Here is a 24,921-nt window from a genome sequence, read left to right as displayed (position 1 = left end):
GATGACCCGGCACGCTCCGGGATCAAGGTGTCGTGTAGGCCTCCACCTCGCTGAACTGGCCGGCCGGCCAGGCGGTGTTGGCGGTGACCGTGAGGCGTAGGTGGCGCAGGCTGGTGCCGGTGGGCAGGGGGACGGTCACCGTGTTGCCGGTGGCCGGGTCGAAGCGGTAGGCGTGCGCCGCGGCCACGGTCGTGAAGGTTGAGCCGTCCGTGCTGCCGAGCACGGTGATCGTCTGGGTGCGGGCGCCCCACGCTGTGGACGGCGGGAGTTTCAGGACCAGTCGGCGTACGGCGTACGGGGCGCCGAGGTCGGTCGTCCAGGACTGGGGGAAGGCGTTGTTGGTGGACTCCCAGTACGTGTTCGCGTCGCCGTCGGCCGCCTTGCCGGGCGTGTAGACGTCCTGCGAGCCGGTGGCGGTGGCCGGGCGGCCCTTGGCGAGGTTCCGGTTCGGGTCGGGTTCGGGGTTGCCCTGGCCGGGCTGGGGCCAGGTGGAGCAGTCGGACCAGGTGGTGGACCAGCCGGAGTTGCCGCCGCCGTCGGTGAGGGTGAAGGCGCCGGAGTTCGCCGGGTAGGGGCAGTTGTAGACGCCGGCCGCCCCGACCTGGGTGGCGGTGACGTTCTTGAAGGTGGCCGTGCCCTGCGCCTCGGCCTGGACGACGACCGTGCCGGTGTTGCGGACCGTCGCGCCGGTCACGGCGACGTTGCGGACCGGGTAGCCCTGACCGCCGCCGGAGACGAACTCGAAGGCGCTGTAGGGGCTGTCGATGATCGTCGTACTGGTGATGTCGACGGTCGCGTTGATCGCGCTGTCGTAGGAGTCGACGCGCAGGGCGCCCATGGGGTGGTTCCAGTTGGGGTTCATGGCGCCGGTGCGCACCAGTGTGTTGCCGTCCACGGTGATCGTCCCGGCGAGCGGGCTGAACGGGTCCATGAACTTCTGGTTGGAGATCGCGATGCCGCTGCCGAGGGCGTTGGTGTCGGAGACCAGGTTGTCGCGCACGGTGATGTCGGTGCCGCCGTAGACGGCGATGCCGTTGGCGAGGTTGGGCTGGGAGATGGTGTTGTTCTCGAAGCTGGAGCCGGTGTCCGGGGAGTAGAGGGACCACATGGCGAGGGCGTCGTCGCCCTGGTCGCGCAGGAAGTTGTTGCGGACGCGGACGCCCCGGGCGTTGCCGTTGAGGTTGATGCCGTCGGCGGTGGTGTCGAGGATGCGGTTGTTCTCCACCACGAGGTTGTCGTTGTTGCCGGTCAGCCACAGGCCGACCTTCACGTGCTGGATCCACATGCCGGACACGGAGGAGCCCGGGCCCAGGGAGCCGTTGACGAAGTTGTCGGGGCTGGAGTCGACGCGTTCGGTGACCTCGCCGATGACCGCGAAGTCCTTGATGTGGACGTTCCCGGAGGAGGCGGTCTGGTCGATGAAGCGGGAGGTGTGCACGACGGAGTACCAGTCGCCGGCGCCCTGGAGCGTCACGTTCTGCACGCCGCTCAGGGAGGAGGTGAGGCGGTAGTCGCCCGGCGGGATCCACACCGTGCCGCCCTGGGCGGCTGCGATGGCGTCGCGGAACGCCTGGGTGGAGTCGGTGTTGCCGGTGGGGTCGGCGCCTTTGGAGACGACGGAGACCGAGCCGGCGGGCTGGGTGGCGGCGGGGGCGACCTGCTCGAAGTCGGCGACGTCGACGGTCACCTGGGTGCCGGCCGCTTCCACGGCGACCTTGTCGCCGGCCTGGACGTCCCGCCCGAGCAGCAGCCGGGCGTTGTCGAAGAAGTGGTGGGTGCGGGAGCCGGTGATCCAGCCGGTGTCGACGTAGGAGTACTTGGAGGTGACGGGGACGGTCCGGGCGAGGCGGGTGCCGTTGACGTACACGGCGAGCGTGCCGGACTGACCGTCGGGGACGTTGTAGGCGATGTTCAGCGCGTTGGACGCGCGGGGCGCGGTGAACTCCACCCGCTGGCCCGCCGCGAGGCGCACGGCCTGCCGGCCGGAGGCCTCCGAGGCGAGGGAGCCCTGGGTGAGGTCGGGGCCGACGCGGGTGCCGGTGGTGGTGGCCGACTCGGCTTCCACGGAGGTGAAGGGGAGGGTGGCGCCCGGCGCCGCGTGGGCGGCCGGGGCGAGGGTGACGAGCATGCCGGCGGCGAGGGCGACGGCGGCTCCGACGGCCGGCATGCGCCTGACGTGTCCGGCGGTACTGGGGTGCATGTGCTGATCCCTTCGTGGTGGGGGTGCGGGGATAGCGGGGTGCGTACGGGGCGGCTCAGGCGCGCAGCCAGGCCGCCGTGTCGGGTGGCAGCCGGCCGGCGCCGTCCAGCGGGCCGCTGGTCAGCAGCGGCCGGGAGTGCGGGGGGAGGACGGCGGGCGTGGGCGCGAGGTTCACCACGCACAGGGCTCCCCCCGGGCGGGAGAAGGCGAGGACGCCGTCGGGGGCGGGCAGCCAGGTCAGGGGACCGTCGCCGAACTCCGGGCGCAGGGCGACGGCCCGGCGGTAGAGGGTGAGCACGGAGTCCGGGTCGCGCCGCTGGCGGTCGACGGCGTACGAGGGCCAGTCGGCCGGCTGCGGCAGCCACGGCTCGGCGTGGGCGCCGAAACCCGCGTGCGGCAGGTCCTCGGCCCAGGGCAGGGGGACGCGGCAGCCGTCGCGGCCGGGGGCGGTGCCACCGGACCGGAAGTACATGGGGTCCTGGACCCGGTCGGCCGGGACGTCGGCCTCGGGCAGGCCCAGTTCCTCCCCCTGGTAGAGGTAGACCGAGCCGGGCAGCGCCAGTGAGAGCAGGGCCGCGGCGCGTGCCCTGCGGGTGCCGAGCGCCAGGTCGGTGGGCGTGGTGAAGGCCTTGGTGGCGAAGTCGAAGGCGGTGTCCTCGCGGCCGTAGCGGGTGACCGTCCTGGTGACGTCGTGGTTGCACAGCACCCAGGTGGCGGGGGCGCCGACGGGGGCGTGCTCGGCGAGGGTGGTGTCGATGGCGGCGCGCAGCCGTGCGGGGTCCCAGGGGCAGGTGAGGAAGGTGAAGTTGAAGGCGGTGTGGAGTTCGTCGGGGCGCAGGTAGCGGGCGAACCGTTCGGGGTCGGGGAGCCAGACCTCGCCGACGAAGACACCGCCGTACTCGTCGGCCACGCGCCGCCAGGAGCGGTAGACGGCGTGGAGTTCGTCGCGGTCGACGAAGGGGTGCGGTCGCGGTCCGGTGGCCAGGTCGGGCAGGCCGGGGTCCTTGGCGAGCAGGGCGGCGGAGTCGATGCGGACTCCGGCGACGCCCCGTTCGAACCAGAACCGCAGGATGTCCTCGTGTTCCCGGCGGACGGCCGGGTGGGCCCAGTTCAGGTCCGGCTGCTCGGGGGTGAACAGGTGCAGGTACCAGTCGCCGTCGGGCAGCCGGGTCCACACCGGTGCGGTGGAGCCGGCGAACTGCGACGGCCAGTCGTTCGGCGGGAGTTCGCCGTGCGCGCCGCGCCCCGGCCGGAAGTGGAACAGCTCCCGCTCGGGGCTGCCCGGGCCGGCGGCGAGTGCCGCCCGGAACCAGGGGTGGCGGTCGGAGACGTGGTTGGGCACGATGTCGACGATCGTGCGGATGCCGGCGTCGCGGGCCTCGGCGATGAGCTTCTCCGCCTCGGCGAGGGTGCCGAAGGCCGGGTCGATGGCGCGGTAGTCGGCGACGTCGTAGCCGCCGTCCTTCATGGGCGAGGGGTACCAGGGACTGAACCACAGGGCGTCCACGCCTAGTTCGGCGAGGTACGGCAGCCGGGAGCGGACGCCCGCGAGGTCTCCGGTGCCGTCGCCGTCACCGTCCGCGAAACTGCGGACGTACACCTGGTAGATGACGGCCGTGCGCCACCAGTCGGGGTCCTCGGGGGCATGGCGGGGCTGTCCCACGGAGCGTGCCTTTCGGTAGACGGGGCCGGGGAGGCGGTGTCGGGGTGCCGGTGTCAGCCCTTGGTGCTGCCCGCGCCGATCCCGGCGATGATGTGCCGCTGGAAGACGAGGAACAGCGCCACCATCGGGATGCTGGCGATCACCATCGCGGCGATGAGCACGGTGAGCTGGATGTTCTGGGAGAGCTGGACGAGTGCCACGCTGATCGGCTGTTTCCCGGTGTCGGAGAAGACCATCAGCGGCCAGAGGAAGTCCTGCCAGACGGCGACCAGCGCGAAGATGGACACCACGCCGAGGACGGGCCGGGACATGGGCAGGACGACCGACCACAGGATGCGCAGCCGGCCGGCGCCGTCGATCTCGGCGGCCTCCAGCACGTCGCGCGGTAGCTGGTCGAAGAACCTTTTGAGCAGGTAGAGGTTGAAGGCGTTGGCGACGGCCGGCAGCCAGATGGCGAGGGGGTCGTTGAGCAGGCTGGTGTGGATGAGCGGCAGGTCGGCGACGGTCAGGTACTTGGGGACGACCAGCGCCTGCGCGGGGACCATGAGGGTGGCGAGGATGCCGCCGAGGATCACCTTGCCGAAGGCCGGTCTCAGCCGGGACAGGGAGTAGGCGGCGGCCGTGCAGAACACCAGTTGGAAGGCCCAGGCGCCGGCGGCCTGGACGACGGTGTTGCCCAGGTGCCGCGGGAGTTCCATGAGGTCCCAGGCGTCGGTGTAGCCGCTGAGGCGCCAGTGCGGCGGCAGGAGTGCCGGCGGGGTGCGCGCCGCCTCGTCCGGTGACTTCATCGCGCCGGTCACCATCCAGTACACCGGGAAGAGGAAGGCGAACGCGAAGAGGACGACGACGGCCGTGAACACCGTCCAGTAGACGGCCTTGCCGCGCGGGCGGGCGAGGGTGGCCGGAGAGATCAGGGTGCGGGTGGCGGTGCTCACGCGTCCCCCTCGGTGCGGGTGAGGCGGAGGTAGAGCGCGGAGAAGGCGCCGAGCGCGAGCAGCAGCAGGACGCTGAGGGCGCATGCGCCGCCGAAGTCGTTGTAGAGGAAGGCGTACTTGTAGATGAGGTAGAGGACGGTGACGGTCGCGTTCTCCGGGCCGCCGCCCGTGATGACGAACGGCTCGGTGAACACCTGCATCGTGGCGATGATCTGGAGGAGCATCAGCATCAGGATGACGAACCGGGTCTGCGGGACGGTGACGTGCCGGACGCGCTGGAGGAGGTTCGCGCCGTCCAGTTCGGCGGCCTCGTACAGCTCGCCGGGGACGGACTGGAGGGCGGCGAGGTAGATGAGGACGGTGCCGCCCAGGTTGGCCCAGGTGGCGACGACGACCAGGGAGACGAGGGCGGTGTCGGTGCCGTTGGACCAGTTCGAGGTGGGCAGGTGCAGGAAGCGGAGGGTCTCGTTGGCGAGGCCGGTGCCGGGGTCGTAGAACCATTTCCACAGCAGGGCGCTGACCACGGGCGGGATCATCACCGGGAGGTAGACGACGACCCGGAAGAAGGCCTTGGCGTGCCGCAGTTCGTTCAGGACGAGGGCGAGCACGAAGGGGATCGCGAAGCCGATGAGCAGGGCGAGCGCGGTGAAGGTGAGGGTGTTGCGCCAGGCGGCGGTGAACTCCGGGTCGTGCAGGACGCGGGTGAAGTTGGCGGTGCCGGCCCACTCGGGCGGTGAGCCCGGGGTGTACTTCTGGAAGGCGATGACGACGGCGCGGATCGCCGGGTACCAGGAGAACAGGGCGAAGCAGAGGAGGCCGCCGAGGAGGAAGGCGTAGGCGCGGGCCTGGTCGGCGAGGCGGCGCCGGGCGCGGTCCCGGGTCGGGGGCGGTGCCGGGGCCGGGGGGACGGCGGCCGGTGCCGGGGGCCGCCGCTCGGCCGTCTTCGTCATGGCGGTCAGCTCCGGGCCAGGATGGAGTCGATCTTGTCCGACGCCTCGTGGAGGAGCTGGTCGATGTCGGCGTCCTTCTTGGTCAGGACGGCGGAGACGGCGGCGTCGAGGACCGAGTAGATCTGCTGGGCGTGCGGCGGCTCGATCCGCATCCGCAGCCGGGTGTTGCCGTCGAGGAAGGCCCGGTAGTTCTCCACCGGGACGTTGGCATCGGCCTTCTTGGCCCGCTGGTCGACGGCGTCGGCGGCGCCGGTGAACAGGCGGGGCTCGGGCAGGCCCACGGGTGCGTCGTGCTTTTTGGCGCGGGCGTAGTCGCCGAGGAAGCCCTTGCCGGGGGTGAGGAACATGGCGTCGAGCCACTTGAGGCCGGCGCGGATCTGGGCGGGCGTGTCGTGCTTGCTGAACATGTAGCCGTCGCCGCCGATGAGGGTGCCCCGGCCGCCCGGCATGGGGGCGAGGGCGAGGTCCTTGTAGTCGCCGCCCTTCTCCTTGACCAGGATCGGGATGTTGTCGGGGGCGGCGAGGTACATGCCGAGCCGGCCGGCGCCCATCAGTTGCTGCGCGTCGTTGATGACGAGGAGTTGTCTGCTGCCCATGGAGTCGTCGGTCCACCGCATGTCGTGCAGGGAGCGCAGGACGGCTCGGCCCTCGGGGCTGTCGACGGTGGCCTTCCCGTCCGCGTCGACCACGTCGCCGCCCCGCGAGTACAGCTCGGCGGTGAAGTGCCAGCCGCCCTGGTTCTGCGCGCTGTAGTCGGCGTACCCGACCGTGCCGTCGCCGAGGGCGGCGATCTTCTTCGCGTCGGCGCGGACCTCGTCCCAGGTGGCGGGGGGCCGGTCGGGGTCGAGGCCGGCCTTGCGGAACAGGGCGCGGTTGTAGATCAGTCCCATGGAGTAGCCGGTGCGCGGGACGCCGTAGACCTTGCCGTCGAAGGTGTAGATGTCGCGCAGTTGTTTCTGGAGGCTGCGGTAGTTCTTCAGTTCGCCGAGGTACGGCGTGATGTCGGCGGCCTGGCGGACGTCCACGACGTGCCGGGCGTCGGTGAAGTACGTGTAGAACACGTCCTCCATCTGGCCGCCGGCGAGCTTGGCGTCGAAGGTCTTCGGGTCCTGGCAGGGGAAGGCGTCGTGCGCGACGACGTCGATGTCCGGGTTCCGCTTCTCGAACGCGGCGACGTCCTCCTCGAAGAAGGCGCGGTCGACCTGGGCGCTCCTGGGCGGCTCGCAGTTGACGGTGATACGGGTCTTGCCGCTCGCCGAGCCGTCGTCGCCCGACCCGCAGGCGGCGGCTAGGGCGAGGGACGAGCAGACGCCGATCGCGACGACGGTACGGCGGAACCCGGTGCTTGTCATCGGTGGACCCCTCATGGCACGCGTGGCGGGAGCGGTGGGCGCCGCACACTCAAGCACCGTCCCGACCGGACCGCAAGATGTCGCGCAGAATTTGCAATTATTCGACAGGCAGCCGCGGCATCAGTCGCGGGGCGCCTGCCCGGTGGAGCCGCGCACCACCAGTTCCGGCTCGAACAACAGCTCCTCGGCGGGTACGGCGGTGCCGGCGATCCCCGCGTTCAACAGCTCCACGGCCGCGCGGCCCATGGCTTCGATGGGCTGGCGGACGGTGGTGAGCGGGGGCTCGGTGCAGTTCATGAACGCCGAGTCGTCGTAGCCGACGACGGAGACGCGGCCGGGGACGTCGAGGCCCTTGCGGCGGGCGGCGCGCACGGCGCCGAGGGCCAGGGGGTCGCTGGCGCAGATGAGGCCGGTGACGCCGCGGTCGATCAGCCGGGAGGCGGCCGCGTGTCCGCCCTCCAGGGAGAAGATGGCCCGGGCCACGAACTCCTCGGGCAGGTCGCCGGCGACCGCCCGGGCGGCGGCCAGTTTGCGGGCGGAAGGCACGTGGTCACGCGGGCCGAGCAGCAGGCCGATGCGCTCGTGGCCGAGGGAGGCCAGGTGGCGCCAGGCCTGCTCGACGGCCACGGTGTCGTCGCAGGAGACCGCCGGGAAGCCGAGGTGCTCGATGGCCGCGTTGACCAGGACGACCGGGATGTTGCGCTCCGCGAGCAGCCGGTAGTGGTCGTGCGGCGCGTCGGCCTGGGCGTAGAGACCGCCGGCGAAGACGACGCCGGAGACCTGCTGCTGGAGCAGCAGTTCGACGTAGTCCGCCTCCGAGACGCCGCCCTTGGTCTGCGTGCACAGCACCGGGGTGAGCCCCAGCTGGGCCAGCGCACCGCCGATGACCTCGGCGAACGCCGGGAAGATGGGGTTCTGGAGCTCGGGCAGGACCAGGCCGACGAGCCGGGCGCGTTCACCGCGCAGCTGGGTGGGGCGCTCGTAGCCGAGGACGTCGAGGGCCGTCAGCACCGCCTGCCGGGTGGCGTCGGAGACCCCGGGCTTGCCGTTGAGCACCCGGCTGACCGTGGCCTCGCTGACCCCGACCTTCTTCGCCACTTCCGCAAGTCGTCGCGTCATGCGCGCAAGCGTAGCGCAAGTCATGCAAACGACTTGCGTAGCGGATGCAGGAGGAGAGAGCGGGCCGTGCGGTCGGTTACAGGAGGGGGGCTGGTGTCGTTCGGGCGGCGGGGTCCGGGCGCCGATCGGGTGACCGGGTTCGCGTGCGCCGGCCGGTTGCCGTTCGGATGACCGGGTACCTGTTGTGCCGGCCCGGCGCCGCCGGCGACCTGAACGCCGGCGGTGCCGGGTCAGCTGTCGGGGGACGCGACGACCGTCAGATGTGTGCCCACGCCCCGGGCACGGCGCGGACGGCGCACCGGGGCCGGGGGCCGGCGGGGGTCGCGCAGGACCATCGACAGGCGCCGGTAGCCCAGCTCCCGCAGTTGCTCCGGCGCCTCCTCCACGATGCGGCACTCGGTGTGCCCGCGGCGCGGGTCGGGGTGGAGCAGCAGGCGCACGGCGCCGTCCAGGCGGCTCCCGGCCTCGCCGACGGCCCGGATCCAGTGCGGCAGCCCCTGCCGGTAGGCGGCCTCCATGATCGGGTCCTGGGCGATCTCCCGTCGGACCGCCTGGAGTTCGTGGTCGTGTCCGTACGTCTCCAGGGCGGCGCGGAACTGGGCGAGCATCGGCAGGCACCAGCCCGGCTCGTGCTCGCCGAGGACCTCGCCCGCGTCCGGGTGGAACAGGACGAAGCGGAGGAAGTTGTCGCCGGGCATGGCCGTCGGATGCGGGCGCACACCGCGAAAGAGTGTCTCGAACGCGTTGTTGGTCATGACCACGTTCCAGTGGCGGTCGACGACCAGGGACGGGCAGGACAGCTGTTCCAGCAGTGTTGCGTAATCCTGGAGGTACGCCTGGGTCTCGCAGGTGTCGGGGACGGGCCGCGGTGCCGGCCGCTGCCCTCCTGCCTGATGTGCCATCGGGAGGTCACCCCTCTTGCCTCTGCGGCCTTTCACGCGGCGTTGCGATCCTGCTGCCCAGCAGGGTTCGTGTCAACTATCGTGGCATTTCATGCCGGTTGACGGCTGAAATTCGCCACAGTTGTGGCGACACCTGGATGTGAGTTCGAGGCACCCGCTACTCTCCGGGAAGTTCACGGCGACCGCTCGTGAGAAGCACGGACGCATCTGAAGCCCTCGAGAGACGTAGGAGTTCTGTCGGTGACGGATGGCTACGAGGATCCGGGCGCCGCGGCGACCGCCCAGCTGCCGGCCGTCGTCGCCCGCGTCACCGCGCTCGCCGACCGGCTCGGTGTACCGCACACCGAGGTCTTCGACGTCGGGCGGCTCTCCGTCGCCTGCGGCGTGCCGGAGGCGGTGGTCAGGGCGCTGCTCAGCGGCCGGCCCGCGGGTGAACCGGACGTCCAGGCGCGCTTCCTCCAGCGCCTGAACCTGCTGCGCCGCACCCGGCTGAAGCCCGGCGGACGCCGGTACACCCAGCAGGAGATAGCCGACGGCGCGGGCATGTCCCGGCAGCAGGCCGGCGCGCTCATCAACGGTGACCGGCGGCCCACGATGGAGCACTGCGACGCCCTCCAGCGTTTCTTCCGGGTGCACGCGGGATTCCTCACCGCGGAGGATCCGGAGGCCCTGGCCGGCGCGTTGCAGCGCACCGAGCAGGAGCTGCTCCAGAAGCTGGCCGACCGGGAGCGGGCCGCGGCCCAGGACCCCGAGGACCCGCTGGAGCGGCTGCTCCAGGACCACGGCGTGCGCGGGATCGCCTGGCGTGCCGCGCAGTTGCCCACCGACCAGCACCGGGACAAGGTCGCGGAGTGGCTCGACATGCTGCTGGAGAGTGTCAAGCGCCCCGAGTCCTGAGCGGGACACGTCCGTGGCAGCCGGCACGGGGCACGTGCGCCCCGCGGGACGCCAGGCCCTCCGCACCCCGTGGCCGGCAAGTGACCTCTTCCACCGACCGGTTCAACACCGTGCGGTCCGGCCCCGGGAGACGGTGCGCCCGGTCTCGTCCGGGCGGCCCCGGGTCGCCCGCGCCGCCGGCGGTGCGGTTCCGCGTCCGCTGAGCGGGCGAACCCGGGCCGAGCCGAACGGCGTTGTCAGTGGTGGGCGGCAAGCTGGTTCCGTACGCGCCGCGGGGCGCGTGACCGTGACGCCTACTCGGGGAGAGCCGACCGATGCCCACCGCCGTACTGACCGACCGCGAGCGCACCGCCGTGCAGGCCTATCTGCGGCTGCTCCACACGGTGCGCGCCGCATTCGACGGGCCGTCGCGGGAGGACCGGCCCGCCGTCGTCCCGCCCACCGTGCTCGCCGAGGCGGAACGGGCACTGGCCCGGGCGGGCCTCACCGGCAACGAGGAGAGGTTCTTCCGGCTGCTGCGCGACTCGGGGCCGCGCGCCTGACCTCCCGGACGGCTCCCGGTCGAGTCCCGAACGGGCTCCCGGGACGCGACCGGGGCGACCGGGGCCGACTGGGGCCGGCCCGATCCACGCAGACGGGTGCGGGCGTGGGTGCGGCGTCGGGGTGGGCCGTAGGGCGGTGCTCAGGTGTGGGGGACGACCACGGACGTGGTGACCACCCCGTCGCGCACGGCCCAGCGTCCCTCGAAGACCCCCAGCCGCCGGCCGCCGACCACGGGGCCGGGCACGAGGAGTGTGGCGCTCAGAGTGCCGCACGCCTCGGCATCGGGGTCCGGGTGCAGCGTGATGTCGGCCTCGGAGAAGTCCAGCCACTTCCGGGTGAGGGGGAACCACGCCTTGTAGACGGACTCCTTGGCGCTGAACAGGACGCGGTCCCAGTGCACGGCGGGCCGCCGGCCCGAGAGCCGGTCGAGCCGCGCCACCTCCACGGGCAGGAAGACGGACGCGCCGACCCCGTCCGGGAGCGGGCCGTGCGGCTCGGCGTCGATGCCGAGGGAGGCGAGGTCGGTGGCGCGGACCAGGGCGGCGGCGCAGTAGCCGTCGCAGTGGGTCATGCTGCCGACCAGGCCGTCCGGCCAGCGCGGCGCGCCCCGCTCGCCGCTGAGGACGGGCTGCGGCGGCACGCCGAGCTTCTCCATGGCGCGCCGGGCGCAGCCCCGGACGGCGGCGAACTCACGGCGCCGCTTGTCCACGGCCCGCGCGACGAGCGCTTCCTCGGCCGGATGGAGCGGGGATTGCCACAGCGGGTCGTCAGCGTGCGCCTCCACGGCCACGACCGACTCCGGGAGCAGCTCCTCGATCACTCGCCTGGACCTCCATCGGCAGGACGCGGCGCAGCCTTCCCGGCGGATCCGGTCGCTTGCGCCATTCGCGGGGGTAGCCCACGGAGACCTCCATGAAGCGGACTCCGTCGTGCCAGGTGGTGCGGGGGATGTGCAGATGGCCGTAGACCATCGTGGCGACCCGGAACCGGCGGTGCCAGTCCGCGGTCAGCCGGGTGCCGCACCACATGGCGAACTCGGGGTGCCACAGCACCTGAGTGGGGTGCCGGTCCAGCGGGTAGTGGCCGGCCAGCACGGTCGGGAGGTCCTCGGGCAGTTCGGCCAGCCGGCGCTCGGTCTCGGCCACCCGCGCCCGGCACCAGGCCTCACGGCTCGGGTAGGGGTCGGGGTGCAGCAGGTACTCGTCGTTGCAGACGATGCCCGTGCTCTCCGCGTAGGCCAGTCCCTCCGCCTTGGTGGCGCAGCCGGCCGGCAGGAACGAGTAGTCGTACAGCAGGAACAGGGGGGCCACGACGACCGGGCCGCCGGCGCCGCGCCACACCGGGTAGGGGTCCTCGGGGGTCACCACGCCCAGCTCCCGGCACATCTCGACCAGGTGGTCGTAGCGGGCGGCGCCGCGCAGGGTGACCGGGTCGCTCGGGTGGGTCCACAGCTCGTGGTTGCCGGGCGCCCACAGGACCTTGCGGAAGCGTTTCGCGAGCGTGCCGAGTGCCCAGCGGATGTCGGCGACGGTCTCCGCGACGTCACCGGCCACGATGAGCCAGTCCTCGTCGCTCCCGGGGCGCATGGTGTCGACCAGTGCGCGGTTGTCCGGGTAACTGATGTGCAGGTCGCTGATGGCCAGCAGCTGTCCGGCCCCGGCCGTCGACTCCACCCCGCACGCCCCTTCCCGATCATCCGACAGGACCACAACAACACATGCGCGGGGCAACGGACAAGGGGCTCCCCGGCCGCGTGTCCCGGCGCGGCGGCGGACGGCCCGGATCCGTAACACGCGCGTTGCACGAGCGGGCAGGTGAAAGCCGTATGATCGCCCCGACACCGGCGCCCTTCCCTTCTCCCTTCGCGGGGCCGTTCGGTGACCCTTCCTCCTTCCTGCCCGGGCCCGGGCCGCTCCGCCGTGCCCGCACACCCCCGAAAGGCGGCCGGTATGCCCTCTCGCGTACGCGTCTGGCTCAACCGCACGTACGCGGAGAACGTGTTCTTCATGGATCAGCTCCGGCGCAATCCCAGCGACCGGGCGGTGGAGATCCACGCCACGCACGGCGACCCGGACTCCCCCGTGCTGGCCGCCGCCGACACCGCCGAGCTGGAGCCCGAGGGCCTGTCCCCGGCCGCGTACGTCGAGTACGCCCTCGACCAGTGCGCCCGGCGCGGCATCGACGTGTTCGTGCCCCGGCTGCACCAAGCGGCGCTCGTGGCCCATCGGGCCGAGTTCTCGGCGGTGGGTACGGCGTTGCTGGCGCCGACGCCCGAGGCGGTGGCGGTGTTCGAGGACAAGGCGACCGCATACGAGGCGGTCCGCTCGGTGGGCGTCCCGGTGCCGCCGTGGCGACGGGTCCGCACGGCCGACGAACTCCTTGTGGTCGTCAAAGAGTTGGAGTCGGGTGGGCACCAGGTGTGCTTCAAACCGGCCTCCGGTGCGGGCGGCGTCGGCTTCCGGGTGATCACCCGGGCCCCTCTCTCGCTGTCCGCCCTCGCCGGTTTCCCCGGCCCGCACGTGCGGCTCGACCTCGTGGTCGAGGCGCTGCGGCGGGCCGAGGAGCCCGTGGACTGGCTGGTGATGCCGCGTCTGGAGCAGCCGGAGGTGTCCGTCGACTGCCTGACCGGGCCGGACAACCGGCTGCGGCTCGCGGTGGGCCGCACCAAGAACGGCCGCCGCCGGGGCTTCACCCTGGACGAACGGTGGCTGGAACCGGCCCGTTTGATCGCCGAGGGCTTCGGGCTGCACTATCTGTCGAACATCCAGTTCCGCATGCTCGGCGACCGGCCGGTGCTGCTCGACGTCAACACGCGTCCCGCCGGGGGGCTGCACCAGCTGGCGCTGTGCGGGATCAACGCGCCCTGGGCCGCGGTGCGGCTGGCGCTGGGCGAGGACCCCGGGGTGATCGATCCGCCGTTCCTCGGCCAGGACTACACGGTCGTGTCCGGCCCGCGCCCGCTCGCACCCGTCTCGCTGCCCCGACAGCGGACGACGTCCACCGAGACGGTACTGCCCGCCGTACCGGCCCCCGGCCGGGCAGCGGAGGCGCTGCCGCTGTAGGCCGACGGACGCGTCACGGCACGTGCGCCGGGCGCGTCACCGACGCTCCGTGGGCCACGGCCCGGGGCGCGTGGGCTCAGCTGCGGGAGCCGCCGGCCGACGCGACCCGAACGCCCTCACGACCCTGCACCGGGAGACTCCCGGCACCAGAGCGGGAGGCCGAAACACTGCGGCCGGGTCGGGCGGACCGCCACAGCACCCGCACCCGGCCCGCCACCGGCGCCCCATGCGGCCACGAGCCCGGCGCGCAAGCCCAGGTGGGGCACGGAGCCGCCGGCGGACGCAACGCGGAAGCCCTCACCGCCCGGTACCGGGACGGGCGGCCCAGGCGCTGCCGCTGTAGGCCGACGGACGCGTCACGGCACGTGCGCCGGGCGCGTCACCGACGCTCCGTGGGCCACGGCCCGGGGCGCGTGGGCTCAGCTGCGGGAGCCGCCGGCCGACGTCACCCCAACCCCCTCGCCACCCCACCCCGGCAGGTGCCCGGCATCGGGGCGGGCGGACCAGGCGCTGCCGCTGGACTCGGGCGGACCCCCACAGCACCAGCACCCGCGCCCGGGCCCGTCACCCGCGCCCCATGCGGCCACGAGCCCCATGCGCAGGCTCAGGTGAGGTACGACAGGCCCGGATGGACGGCGGTGTAGCCCTCGACCAGTCGGCGCGCCACCGTGACGGAGTCGACCAGCGGATGCAGGGCGAACGCCTTCACGGCCAGGCTGCGGGAACCGGACTCGGCGGCGGCCAGCACCTCGCGTTCGACCGCCTTGACCGAGCAGACCAGTCCGGTGGCGTGACCGGGGAGCGGCGCCGCGGCCAGCGGGTGGGCGCCGTTGGCGTCGACCAGGCACGGGACCTCGACGACGGCGTCGGCGTCGAGCGCGGACAGGGTGGAGCGGTTGCGGACGTTGAGGATCAGGGTGGTGCGCTCGTCGCGGGCGACGGCCCGCATCAGGGCGAGGGCGACCTTCTCGTACCCGCCGGACAGGTCGTCCGCCTCGCGCTCGCCGGCACCGGCGCTCTCCCGGTTCTCCGCCATGTAGGTGGCCTCGCGCTCGGCGCGGGTGCGGTCCCAGGCGAGCAGGGCGGAGGTCCCGGGGTCGCCCGCCTCCGCGTAGAACCGGGCCTGCTGGTCGCGCAGGAACGCCCCGCGGGTGCGCTCGGCCTCCTGGTAGGCGAGGACGGTCTCCCGGTTGAAGTAGTAGTAGTGCAGGTACTCGTTGGGGACCGCGCCGAGCGAGCGCAGCCAGTCGGCGCCGAACAGCCGGCCCTCCTCGAAGGAGCCGAGCAGCTCGGGGTCGGCGAGCAGCCGCGGGAGTTGGTCGCGTCCGCCGACGCGCAGGCCGCGCACCCAGCCGAGGTGGTTGAGGCCGACGTAGTCGATGAAGGCCTCCCCCGGATCGGCGCCGAGGATGCGGGCGATGCGGCGACCGAGGGCCACCGGCGAGTCGCAGATGCCGATGACGCGGTCGCCGAGGTGGCGGGACATGGCCTCGGTGACCAGTCCGGCCGGGTTGGTGAAGTTGATGACCCAGGCGTCGGGGGCGAGGCGGGCCACGCGCCGGGCGATGTCCACGGCGACGGGGACGGTGCGCAGGCCGTAGGCGATGCCGCCCGCACCGACCGTCTCCTGTCCGAGCACGCCTTCCGCGAGCGCGACGCGTTCGTCGTCCGCCCGCCCGGCGAGGCCGCCGACACGGATGGCGGAGAAGACGAAGTCGGCGCCGCGCAGGGCGTCGTCCAGGTCGGTGGTGGCGGACACGCGGGGCGCGTCGGGGACACCGGCGGCCTGTTCCGCCAGCACCCGGGTCACCGCGTGCAGCCGGCGGTCGTCCAGGTCGTGGAGGGTGACCTCGGTGACCCGCCCCTCGGCGTGGTCGGTCAGCAGTGCCCCGTACACGAGGGGCACCCGGAACCCGCCGCCACCCAGAATCGTCAGCTTCACACCCGTCCCCTTCGCCCGCTTCCCGAGACCGCCTGACCGGGTCCGCGCGCGGCGCGGCCGTCCGGAGCGGCCGTCCCGCCGACCCTACTCGCCGTCCGGCGCCGTCCCGCACGTGCCGGCGCCGTCCGTCGTGCCCGATGTGCCCGCCGTGCCCGATGTGCCCGACGACCCGGGCCGCCCGGCCGAGGAGGACCCGCACCGCCTGCTCACACCGCGCCGCCGAAGAAGACCTGCACCTCCCGGATGCGGCCGTCCCGCACCGTGACGGCCTCGACGTTGCGGTACCGCCCGCCGGAGACCGGTTCGTACTCGTAGTGTACGAGGACCAGTTCCTCGTCCACGGCGACGAGGTGCAGGATCCGTTGCTCGGCGAACCGGTCGGCGGTGGGGAAGCAGCGGGCGAAGAACGCCGCCTTGTCGATGTGGTCGTCCTGGGGGCTGGTGAAGGTGAAGTCGTCGGCGTAGAGGGGCAGGGCCGCCGCGCGGTCCTGTGCCCGGTAGTGCCGGAAGGCCGCCTCTACGACGCCGGCCGGAGACCCGTTCATGCGCTGTCCTCGGTGGGAGGGTGACCGTACCCCGCCACGATAGGCCGGTCACGGGTCCGGGACGGGCGGTGCCGCCGGGGTGTCCGCGCGGAACTTGCGGGACCGGCCACGGGGTCCCCGCCGGCCGGCCGACGGCCCCGCCGCAGCCTTCACACGGTGAACTCCCCTGCCGTTGAAGGCGTTTATCTGTTTCAACCCTTGACGACCGCCAGGGCGGGGAGCACATTGGCCGCACATCTGAGAGCGCTCTCAAGCACACCCGCGCGTCCACGCCGTACCCAGAGAGGCAACCGATGAGCGAAACCCCCGCAACACCGCCCCCGCACGGCGGGAGACCGCACGGCGGCAGATCCCACGACGGCAGACCCCTCGGAGGCCCGCGGCCGGTGACCACCGGCCGGCGACGGTCCGTCCGCAGGGCACTCGTGGCCGCGCTCGGCACGCTCGGCCTCACCCTGGCCGCGGTGGCCGCCGGCACCCTGCCCGCCGGCGCCTCCGCCCCCTCGCCGCCCTCCGGCTGGACCCAGGTCTTCGCGGACGACTTCAACGGCGCGGCGGGCTCCGGCGTCAACGGCGCCGACTGGCAGTACGACACCGGTACGTCGTATCCCGGCGGCGCGGCCAACTGGGGCACCGGCGAGGTCGAGACCATGACGTCCAGCACGAGCAACGTCGCGCTGGACGGCAACGGCAACCTGCTCATCACCCCGCGCCGGGACGCCTCGGGCCACTGGACGTCCGGCCGGATCGAGACCAACCGCACCGACTTCCGGCCCCCGGCCGGCGGCAAGCTGCGCGTGCAGGCCCGCATCCAGATGCCGAACGTCACCGGCGCCGCCGCCAAGGGCTACTGGCCGGCGTTCTGGATGCTGGGCGCGCCGTTCCGCGGCAACTTCTGGAACTGGCCCGGCATCGGTGAGCTGGACGTCATGGAGAACGTCCAGGGCCTGAACAACGACTGGGCCACGATGCACTGCGGGACCGGTTCGGGCGGCCCGTGCAACGAGACCACCGGCATCGGCGGCTCCACCCCCTGCGCCGGCACCACCTGCCAGGCGGGCTTCCACACGTACGCCATGGAGTGGGACCGCTCGACCAGCCCCGAGGAGATCCGCTTCTACCTGGACGGCGTCAACTTCCACACCGTCAGGGCGAACCAGGTCGACGCCACGACATGGGCGAACGCCACCGACCACGGCTACTTCCTCATCCTGAACGTGGCGATGGGCGGCGGCTTCCCGGGCGCCTTCGGCGGCGGACCGGACGGCGGGACCGAACCGGGCCACCCGATGGTCGTCGACTACGTGCAGGTCCTCCAGTCCACGGGCGGCGGAGGCGGCCCCACTCCCCCGCCGCCCGGCAACCGCGACGCCTACTCCCCCGTGCAGGGCGAGTCCTACGACAGCCAGTCGGGGGTCGTCACCGAGGCCACCACGGACACCGGCGGCGGGCAGGACATCGGCTCCCTGGCCAACGGTGACTGGGCGTTGTACAAGGGCGTCGACTTCGGTTCCTCGCCCGCGAGGCAGTTCGTCGCCCGGGTCGCGAGCGGCGCCGCGGGCGGGGTCAGCGGCCTGGTCGAGGTACGGCTCGACAACCGCGGCAACGCGCCCGTCGGGAGCTTCGCCGTGGGCAGCACCGGTGGCTGGCAGTCCTGGCGGACGGTGCCGGCCAACATCAGCGGGGTGACGGGCACCCACGACGTCTACCTGACCTTCACCAGTGGCCAGCCGGCCGACTTCGTGAACCTGAACTGGTTCGACTTCGGACACTGACGGCCACCGGGCGACCGGTCGAGCGAAGGGGCCCGCGGATCCTCCGCGGGCCCCTTCGGCGTGCCGGTCCGGTGCCGGTCCGGTGCTTGCGCTACCGCAGCTCCGCGCGGAAGGCGACCGGGGTCTGGCCGGTGTGCAGGTGGAAGAACTTGGAGAAGTTGGCCGCGTCGGGGAAGCCCACCGCCGCGCCGACGCGTCCGATCGGCAGGTCGGTGTGGGCGAGGAGGCGCCGGGCCTCCAGTACGACGCGTTTGTCGATGAATCCCTTCGGGGTCTCCCCGGTGGCCGCGCGGACGGCGCGGACCAGGGTGCGACGGGAGTAACCGAGCGCGTCGGCATAGGCGCTGACACTGTGCTGGGCGCCGAAGCCCTCCTCGACGGCGTCCCGGAAGCGGGTGAAGGCGCTGTCGGCCTGCTGCGGGCCGTCCTGTGCCGTGCCGGCGGCGAGGTGGCCCAGACGCAGCAGGAACGCGGTCAGGGTGTGCCGCAGCACGGCCGCGTGGAGGCCGAGCGGGAGCGTCGCGGTGTCCTCGTACTCGCGGCGCAGCTGGTCCAGGGCCGCCTGGAGCGCGCCGAGCTGGGCGGGGCCGGGGTGCAGCAGGGGCGGCAGGTCGTAGCGGTACAGGCCGGTGGCCTCGACGGTGGCGGGCGGCAGGAAGCCGGGTTGCATGGTCAGGACGGTTCCGCGGTACACGCATTCCCGGGAGAAGCGGTGGACCTGTCCGGGGCGTATCCACAGCAGGTCGCCGGCCGTCGCCTCGTACTCGGCGAAGTCGACCATGTGTCGTACGGGGCCGTCGGTGAAGAGCATGACCACGTGGAAGTCGATGCGGTGAACGCGGTGCAGGGGGGCGTCGGTGTGCCAGGTGCGGTCCTCGCCCATCGGTCCGATCTGGAGGCCGACGCCGCCGACGGCCAGGTCGGCCGGGAAGGGAAGGGTTCTGATTCCGTCGTCGTCGCTCGTCCCGCCGCCGCTGCCGGCATCGGCGGCGTGCTGTGTCCCGTCGGTCTTGTCGGTCATGCCCGTTTCGTGCCGTCCCTGTCGCGATCACTGTCCCAGATTCACCACAGGCTGACACACCCCGACCTTTCCCCGGAAAAGTCAGACTTTTAAGTTTGAACACGTCCGGCCAGCCAACCGCACTGAACGAGGATTTCTTGAAGATGACGACCCAGACTTCCGACGGCTTCGAGTGGACGGACCTCGACCGGCGCGCCGTGGACACCGCCCGTCTTCTGGCGGCCGACGCGGTCCAGAAGGTCGGCAACGGGCACCCGGGCACGGCGATGGCCCTGGCGCCCGCCGCGTACACGATCTTTCAGAAGGTGATGCGTCACGACCCGGCCGACCCCGAGTGGACCGGCCGCGACCGCTTCGTCCTCTCCCCCGGCCACACCTCGCTGACGCTCTACACGCAGCTCTTCCTCGCCGGGTACGAGCTGGAGCTGGACGACCTGAAGGCGTTCCGCACCCACGGTTCCCGGACGCCGGGCCACCCCGAGTACGGCCACACGGCGGGCGTGGAGACCACCACCGGACCGCTCGGCCAGGGCGCCGCGAACGCCGTCGGCATGGCGATGGCCGCCCGCTACGAGCGCGGCCTGTTCGACCCGGACGCCCCCGAGGGCACCTCCCCCTTCGACCACACCGTGTGGGCGATCGTCTCCGACGGCGACCTGGAGGAGGGCGTCTCCGGCGAGGCGTCGTCCCTCGCCGGCCACCAGCGCCTCGGCAACCTCGTCTTCCTCTACGACGACAACCACATCTCCATCGAGGGCGACACCGCGACCGCGTTCTCCGAGGACGTGCTCAAGCGGTACGAGGCCTACGGCTGGCACACCCAGCGCGTCGAGCCCGCCGCCGACGGCGACATCGACGTCCCCGCCCTGTACACGGCCCTGGAGGCCGCCCGGGCCGAGACCGGGCGGCCGTCGATCATCGCGATGCGCACGGTGATCGCCTGGCCCGCGCCGAACGCGCGGAACACCGAGGCCTCGCACGGCTCCGCCCTCGGCGAGGAGGAGATCGCCGCCACCAAGCGCCTCCTCGGCTTCGACCCGGAGAAGACCTTCCAGGTCGCCGACGAGGTCCTCGCCCACACCCGCCGCGCCCAGGACCGGGGTGCCGAGGCGCACGCGGCCTGGGACAAGCGGCTCGCCGAGTGGCGCGCGGCCGCCCCCGACCGGGCCGAGCTGTTCGACCGGGTCAGCAAGGGCGAGCTGCCCGCGGGCTGGGAGGACGCGCTGCCGGTGTTCGAGGAGGGCAGGCCGGTCGCCACCCGGGCCGCGTCCGGCAAGGTGCTCCAGGCGCTCGGCCCGGTCCTGCCCGAGCTGTGGGGCGGCTCGGCCGACCTCGCCGGCTCCAACAACACCACCATCGACAAGGACAGCTCCTTCCTGCCCGAGGGCAATCCGCTGCCCGGCGCCGACCCGTACGGCCGTACGGTCCACTTCGGGATCCGCGAGTTCTCCATGGCCGCCGCGATGAACGGCATCGCCCTGCACGGCAACACCCGCGTCTACGGCGGCACCTTCCTGGTCTTCTCGGACTACATGCGCAACGCCGTCCGGATGTCGGCGCTGATGCAGCTCCCGGTGACGTACGTGTGGACGCACGACTCCGTCGGTCTGGGCGAGGACGGTCCGACCCACCAGCCGGTCGAACACCTGGCCTCGCTGCGTGCCGTTCCGGGCCTGAACGTCGTCCGCCCGGCGGACGCCAACGAGACCGCGATCGCCTGGGCCGAGATCCTGAGGAGGCACGCCACGAACCCCGCCCCCCACGGGCTCGCGCTCACCCGCCAGGGCGTGCCGGTGTACGCGCCGAACGAGGACGCGGCCAAGGGCGGCTACGTGCTGCGCGAGTCCTCGACGGAGGTGCCGGAGGTGATCGTCATCGCGACGGGTTCCGAGGTGCGGCTGGCCGTGGCCGCGCGGGAGCGGCTGGAGGCCGAGGGGATCGGTACCCGTGTGGTGTCGATGCCGTCCGTGGAGTGGTTCGAGGAGCAGCCGCGCGCCTACCGCGAGCGGGTGCTGCCGCCGGCCGTGAAGGCCCGGGTCGCCGTCGAGGCCGGCATCGGTCTGACCTGGTACCGGTTCGTGGGCGACGCGGGCCGCATCGTCTCCCTGGAGCACTTCGGTGCCTCCGCGGACGCCGAGACCCTGTTCGCCGAGTTCGGCTTCACCCCCGAGAACGTCGCCGCTGCGGCCCGCGAGTCGCTCGCCGCCGCGCGCGCCTGATACCGACGCGAAAGAAAGATGATCACTGTGACCGAAGCAATCGCGACCCCGGGGGCGCTCAAGCTCCTCGCCGACGAGGGGGTGTCGGTCTGGCTGGACGACCTGTCCCGCGAGCGGCTCACCTCGGGGAGCCTCGCCGAGCTGGTGGCGAGCGGAAGCGCCGTCGGTGTCACCACCAACCCGTCGATCTTCCAGGCGGCCATAGGCTCCGGCAAGGGGTACGAGGAGCAGCTCGCCGACCTCGCCGTGCGCGGGGTGACGGTGGAGGAGGCGGTGCGCATGATGACGACCGCCGACGTGCGCGACGCCGCCGACGTCCTGGAACCCGTGTACACCGCCTCCGGCGGGCTGGACGGCCGGGTCTCCATCGAGGTCGACCCGCGGCTCGCCCACGACACCGCGGCGACCGTCGCCGAGGCCAGGCAGCTGGCCTGGCTGGTCGACCGGCCGGGCGTCATGGTCAAGATCCCGGCGACCCGGGCGGGGCTCCCGGCGATCACCGAGGTCGTCGGCCTCGGCATCAGCGTCAACGTGACCCTGATCTTCTCCCTGGAGCGCTACCGGGAGGTCATGGACGCCTACCTGGCGGGCCTGGAGAAGGCCCGCGAGCGCGGCGTCGACCTGTCGACGGTCCACTCGGTGGCGTCCTTCTTCGTCTCCCGCGTGGACAGCGAGATCGACAAGCGGCTGACCGCCCTCGGCACCGACGAGGCCCTCGCGCTCAAGGGCCGCGCGGCCCTCGCCAACGCCCGGCTGGCCTACGAGGCGTACGAGGAGGTCCTCGCCTCCGGACGCTGGCGCGCGCTCGCCGCCGACGGGGCGAACCGGCAGCGCCCGCTGTGGGCGTCCACCGGGGTGAAGGACCCCGCGTACAAGGACACCCTGTACGTGGACGAGCTGGTCGCGCCGGGCACCGTCAACACCATGCCGGAGGCCACGCTGCGTGCCGTCGCCGACCACGGCGTGATCACCGGTGACACGGTGACCGGCGGTTACGAGCGGGCCCGCGCCGACCTGGCCGCCCTGGAGCGGCTCGGTGTTTCCTACGACGAGGTCGTCCGGCAGCTGGAGGACGAGGGCGTCGCCAAGTTCGAGGCGGCCTGGCAGGACCTGCTGGATGCCGTCGCCGCGTCCCTGGAGAGCAAGGGAGTTGACGCCTGATGACCGAGAACGCACCCGCCGCCCAGGCACCCGAGGAGGTTCGCGTGCCGGTCGGCCCGGCCGCCGACTGGGTGAACCCGCTGCGGGACGCCGGTGACCGCCGGCTCCCCCGGATCGCCGGGCCGTCCGGCCTGGTCATCTTCGGGGTGACCGGTGACCTGTCCCGCAAGAAGCTCATGCCGGCCGTGTACGACCTGGCCAGCCGCGGTCTGCTGCCGCCGGGCTTCTCCCTCGTCGGGTTCGCCCGCCGTGACTGGGAGAACCAGGACTTCGCGCAGGTCGTGCACGACGCCGTGCGCGAGCACTCCCGCACCCCGTTCCGCGAGGAGGTGTGGCAGCAGCTCGCCGAGGGGATGCGGTTCATCCCCGGCGACTTCGACGACGACACCGCGTTCAAGCAGCTGAAGGACGCCGTCGAGGAGCTGGACGCCTCCCGTGGCACGGGCGGCAACTTCGCGTTCTACCTGTCGGTACCGCCGAAGTTCTTCCCCAAGGTCGTGCAGCAGCTGAAGAAGCACGGCCTGGCCAGTCCGCCGGAGGGTGCCTGGCGGCGCGCGGTCATCGAGAAGCCCTTCGGGCACGACCTGAAGTCGGCCGAGGAGTTGAACAAGGTCGTCCACGACGTGTTCGACCCGGAGCAGGTGTTCCGGATCGATCACTACCTCGGCAAGGAGACGGTCCAGAACATCCTGGCGCTGCGCTTCGCCAACCAGATGTACGAACCGGTCTGGAACCGCTCGTACGTCGACCACGTGCAGATCACCATGGCCGAGGACATCGGCATCGGCGGCCGGGCCGGCTACTACGACGGCATCGGCGCCGCCCGCGACGTCATCCAGAACCACCTGCTCCAGCTGATGGCGCTGACCGCCATGGAGGAGCCGATCGCCTTCGACGCGGAGGCGCTGCTCACCGAGAAGCTGAAGGTGCTGAAGTCGGTGCGCCTGCCGGAGGACCTCGGCCGGCACACCGTGCGCGGGCAGTACGCGACCGGCTGGCAGGGCGGCCAGAAGGTCGTCGGCTACCTGGAGGAGGACGGCATCGACCCCCAGTCGAAGACCGACACCTTCGCCGCGGTCAAGCTGGGCATCGACAACCGGCGCTGGGCGGGCGTCCCGTTCTACCTGCGCACCGGCAAGCGGCTGGGCCGCCGGGTCACCGAGATCGCGGTGGTCTTCAAGCGCGCCCCGCACTCCCCGTTCGACTCCACCGCCACCGAGGAACTGGGCTCGAACGCGATCGTCATCCGCGTCCAGCCGGACGAGGGCATGACCGTGCGCTTCGGTTCGAAGGTGCCGGGCACCTCGATGGAGATCCGGGACGTGTCCATGGACTTCGCCTACGGCGAGTCGTTCACGGAGTCGAGCCCGGAGGCGTACGAGCGGCTCATCCTGGACGTGCTGCTCGGCGACGCCAACCTCTTCCCCCGCCACCAGGAGGTGGAGGAGTCCTGGAAGATCCTCGACCCGATCGAGGAGTACTGGGCGGCGCACGGCAGGCCGGCGCAGTACGCGTCGGGCAGCTGGGGACCGAGGGAAGCCGACGAGATGCTCGCACGAGACGGACGGAGCTGGCGCAGGCCATGAAGATCGACCTGACCGACACCACGGCAAGTAAGATCAACAAGGCGCTGGTGCAGGGCCGCCGCGCCATCGGCACACCGGCCGTGGGCATGGTCCTGACGATGGTCATCGTCACGGACGAGGAGAACGCCTACGACTCCATCCGGGCCGCGGAGGAGGCCTCGCGCGAGCACCCCTCGCGCACCCTGGTCGTCATCAAGCGGCACGCCCGCACACTGCGCGACCGCACCCACTCCCGGCTGGACGCCGAGGTACGGGTCGGCTCCGAGGCCGGCACCGGCGAGACGGTCGTCCTGCGGACCTACGGCGACGTCTCCGACCACGCCGACTCCGTCGTCCTGCCGCTGCTGCTGCCGGACGCGCCGGTCGTCGTGTGGTGGCCGGTGGACGCCCCCGCCGCCCCCGCCGAGGACCCGCTGGGCGCGCTCGCCCAGCGCCGGATCACCGACCTGTACGCCGTCGAGCGGCCGCTGGAGGTCCTCCAGGCCCGGGTGCGCACCTACGCGCCCGGCGACACCGACCTCGCCTGGACCCGGCTCACGCCGTGGCGCTCGATGCTCGCCGCGGCCCTGGACCAGGCCCGGGTGAAGGTGACCTCCGCCGCCGTCGAGGCCGAGGAGGACAACCCCAGCGCCGAACTGCTGGCCCGCTGGCTGGAGGCCCGCCTGAAGGTGTCCGTTAACCGCGTGGTCAGTCCGGGCCCGGTCGTCACGGCCGTTCGGCTCGGCACCGACAACGGCGAGATCGTCATCGACCGTCCCGACGGGCCCCTCGCCACGCTGACCCTCCCGGGCCAGCCGCCGCGCAGCCTCGCCCTGAAGGTCCGCCCCACCTCCGAACTCATCGCCGAGGAGCTCCGCCGCCTCGACGCCGACGAGATGTACGCCATCGCCCTCCAGGGCGAGGCCGCCAAGGAGATCGCCTGACATGGCCGACTACCCCAACCTCACCGACCGCCCCGAGTGGGCGGCGCTGGCCGATCATCATGCTCGTGGGCGGTTGCGTCTGCGGGAGTTGTTCGAGGCCGATCCCGGTCGTGCGGAGCGGTACAC

Annotated in this window: 20 protein-coding genes; 8 read left to right on the top strand and 12 right to left on the bottom strand. The window is 72.4% G+C overall.

Annotation, left to right across the window (positions count from 1 at the left end; translation table 11 throughout):
• Positions 1-22: 22 nt before the first annotated feature.
• The 7 genes from ACIQVT_RS34365 to ACIQVT_RS34335 form a co-directional block, all read right to left on the bottom strand.
• Positions 23-2,200 (bottom strand): discoidin domain-containing protein, encoded by a 2,178-nt coding sequence (locus tag ACIQVT_RS34365; RefSeq protein ID WP_403763585.1) that lies wholly within the window; start codon positions 2,198-2,200, stop codon positions 23-25.
• Between the two features lie 55 nt (positions 2,201-2,255).
• Complete coding sequence (locus ACIQVT_RS34360) at positions 2,256-3,863, bottom strand: glycoside hydrolase family 13 protein (protein WP_403763582.1); 1,608 nt, start codon at positions 3,861-3,863, stop codon at positions 2,256-2,258.
• A gap of 53 nt (positions 3,864-3,916) precedes the next feature.
• Positions 3,917-4,798: a carbohydrate ABC transporter permease gene (locus ACIQVT_RS34355; RefSeq protein ID WP_403763579.1), complete on the bottom strand. Its 882-nt coding sequence runs from the start codon at positions 4,796-4,798 to the stop codon at positions 3,917-3,919.
• Complete coding sequence (locus ACIQVT_RS34350) at positions 4,795-5,748, bottom strand: carbohydrate ABC transporter permease (RefSeq protein WP_403763576.1); 954 nt, start codon at positions 5,746-5,748, stop codon at positions 4,795-4,797. Before ACIQVT_RS34350 ends, ACIQVT_RS34355 begins: the two co-directional genes overlap by 4 nt.
• A gap of 5 nt (positions 5,749-5,753) precedes the next feature.
• Positions 5,754-7,100 carry an ABC transporter substrate-binding protein gene (locus ACIQVT_RS34345; protein WP_403763573.1) on the bottom strand — a complete coding sequence of 449 codons (1,347 nt, stop codon included), beginning with the start codon at positions 7,098-7,100 and terminating at the stop codon, positions 5,754-5,756.
• A gap of 120 nt (positions 7,101-7,220) precedes the next feature.
• Positions 7,221-8,219, bottom strand: coding sequence for a LacI family DNA-binding transcriptional regulator (locus ACIQVT_RS34340; protein ID WP_403763570.1), 999 nt, complete (start codon positions 8,217-8,219; stop codon positions 7,221-7,223).
• 230 nt (positions 8,220-8,449) lie between these two features.
• Positions 8,450-9,121 carry a hypothetical protein gene (locus tag ACIQVT_RS34335; RefSeq protein WP_403763567.1) on the bottom strand — a complete coding sequence of 224 codons (672 nt, stop codon included), beginning with the start codon at positions 9,119-9,121 and terminating at the stop codon, positions 8,450-8,452.
• Between the two features lie 240 nt (positions 9,122-9,361).
• Between ACIQVT_RS34335 and ACIQVT_RS34330 the strand changes: the two genes are divergently transcribed.
• Both ACIQVT_RS34330 and ACIQVT_RS34325 read left to right on the top strand, forming a co-directional pair.
• Positions 9,362-10,018 carry a helix-turn-helix domain-containing protein gene (locus tag ACIQVT_RS34330; protein ID WP_403763564.1) on the top strand — a complete coding sequence of 219 codons (657 nt, stop codon included), beginning with the start codon at positions 9,362-9,364 and terminating at the stop codon, positions 10,016-10,018.
• Between the two features lie 314 nt (positions 10,019-10,332).
• Positions 10,333-10,560 carry a hypothetical protein gene (locus ACIQVT_RS34325; protein ID WP_403763561.1) on the top strand — a complete coding sequence of 76 codons (228 nt, stop codon included), beginning with the start codon at positions 10,333-10,335 and terminating at the stop codon, positions 10,558-10,560.
• 140 nt (positions 10,561-10,700) lie between these two features.
• On the opposite strand, the gene ACIQVT_RS34320 is transcribed toward ACIQVT_RS34325, so the two are convergent.
• Positions 10,701-11,381, bottom strand: a complete 681-nt coding sequence (locus tag ACIQVT_RS34320) for a 4'-phosphopantetheinyl transferase (RefSeq protein ID WP_403763558.1) — start codon at positions 11,379-11,381, stop codon at positions 10,701-10,703.
• Positions 11,329-12,234, bottom strand: coding sequence for a metallophosphoesterase family protein (locus tag ACIQVT_RS34315; protein ID WP_403763555.1), 906 nt, complete (start codon positions 12,232-12,234; stop codon positions 11,329-11,331). Before ACIQVT_RS34315 ends, ACIQVT_RS34320 begins: the two co-directional genes overlap by 53 nt.
• 276 nt (positions 12,235-12,510) lie before the next feature.
• On the opposite strand from ACIQVT_RS34315, the gene ACIQVT_RS34310 reads away from it, so the two are divergent.
• The gene (locus tag ACIQVT_RS34310; RefSeq protein WP_403763552.1) at positions 12,511-13,623 is read left to right on the top strand and encodes an ATP-grasp domain-containing protein; all 1,113 of its coding nucleotides are present in this window, start codon (positions 12,511-12,513) and stop codon (positions 13,621-13,623) included.
• Between the two features lie 604 nt (positions 13,624-14,227).
• Here the strand turns inward: ACIQVT_RS34310 and ACIQVT_RS34305 are convergent.
• Both ACIQVT_RS34305 and ACIQVT_RS34300 read right to left on the bottom strand, forming a co-directional pair.
• Positions 14,228-15,565: a 6-phospho-beta-glucosidase gene (locus tag ACIQVT_RS34305; protein WP_403763549.1), complete on the bottom strand. Its 1,338-nt coding sequence runs from the start codon at positions 15,563-15,565 to the stop codon at positions 14,228-14,230.
• A gap of 206 nt (positions 15,566-15,771) precedes the next feature.
• On the bottom strand, positions 15,772-16,110 hold the full coding sequence (locus ACIQVT_RS34300) for a nuclear transport factor 2 family protein (RefSeq protein WP_403763546.1): 339 nt from the start codon (positions 16,108-16,110) through the stop codon (positions 15,772-15,774).
• A gap of 386 nt (positions 16,111-16,496) precedes the next feature.
• Here ACIQVT_RS34300 and ACIQVT_RS34295 point away from each other — a divergent pair, with 386 nt between their 5' ends.
• Positions 16,497-17,885, top strand: coding sequence for a glycoside hydrolase family 16 protein (locus ACIQVT_RS34295; protein ID WP_403763543.1), 1,389 nt, complete (start codon positions 16,497-16,499; stop codon positions 17,883-17,885).
• Between the two features lie 91 nt (positions 17,886-17,976).
• Here ACIQVT_RS34295 and ACIQVT_RS34290 read toward each other — a convergent pair whose 3' ends face one another.
• The gene (locus ACIQVT_RS34290) at positions 17,977-18,906 is read right to left on the bottom strand and encodes a helix-turn-helix domain-containing protein (RefSeq protein WP_403763540.1); all 930 of its coding nucleotides are present in this window, start codon (positions 18,904-18,906) and stop codon (positions 17,977-17,979) included.
• Positions 18,907-19,049: 143 nt separating this feature from the next.
• On the opposite strand from ACIQVT_RS34290, the gene tkt reads away from it, so the two are divergent.
• The 4 genes from tkt to opcA are packed head-to-tail and all read left to right on the top strand — an operon-like array spanning position 19,050 to position 24,795.
• Positions 19,050-21,125, top strand: a complete 2,076-nt coding sequence (tkt, locus tag ACIQVT_RS34285) for a transketolase (protein ID WP_403763537.1) — start codon at positions 19,050-19,052, stop codon at positions 21,123-21,125.
• A gap of 18 nt (positions 21,126-21,143) precedes the next feature.
• Positions 21,144-22,286, top strand: a complete 1,143-nt coding sequence (gene tal / locus ACIQVT_RS34280; protein ID WP_403763534.1) for a transaldolase — start codon at positions 21,144-21,146, stop codon at positions 22,284-22,286.
• The gene (zwf, locus tag ACIQVT_RS34275; protein WP_403763531.1) at positions 22,286-23,872 is read left to right on the top strand and encodes a glucose-6-phosphate dehydrogenase; all 1,587 of its coding nucleotides are present in this window, start codon (positions 22,286-22,288) and stop codon (positions 23,870-23,872) included. The genes tal and zwf overlap by 1 nt, the downstream gene beginning before the upstream one ends.
• Complete coding sequence (opcA, locus tag ACIQVT_RS34270) at positions 23,869-24,795, top strand: glucose-6-phosphate dehydrogenase assembly protein OpcA (protein ID WP_403763528.1); 927 nt, start codon at positions 23,869-23,871, stop codon at positions 24,793-24,795. The genes zwf and opcA overlap by 4 nt, the downstream gene beginning before the upstream one ends.
• Positions 24,796-24,921: the final 126 nt, after the last annotated feature.

This window comes from Streptomyces sp. NPDC100445, assembly GCF_044759735.1.
Classification (GTDB): domain Bacteria; phylum Actinomycetota; class Actinomycetes; order Streptomycetales; family Streptomycetaceae; genus Streptomyces.
Note: the sequence above shows the minus strand (reverse complement) of the source record. Positions and strands in the feature narration are given on the sequence as shown.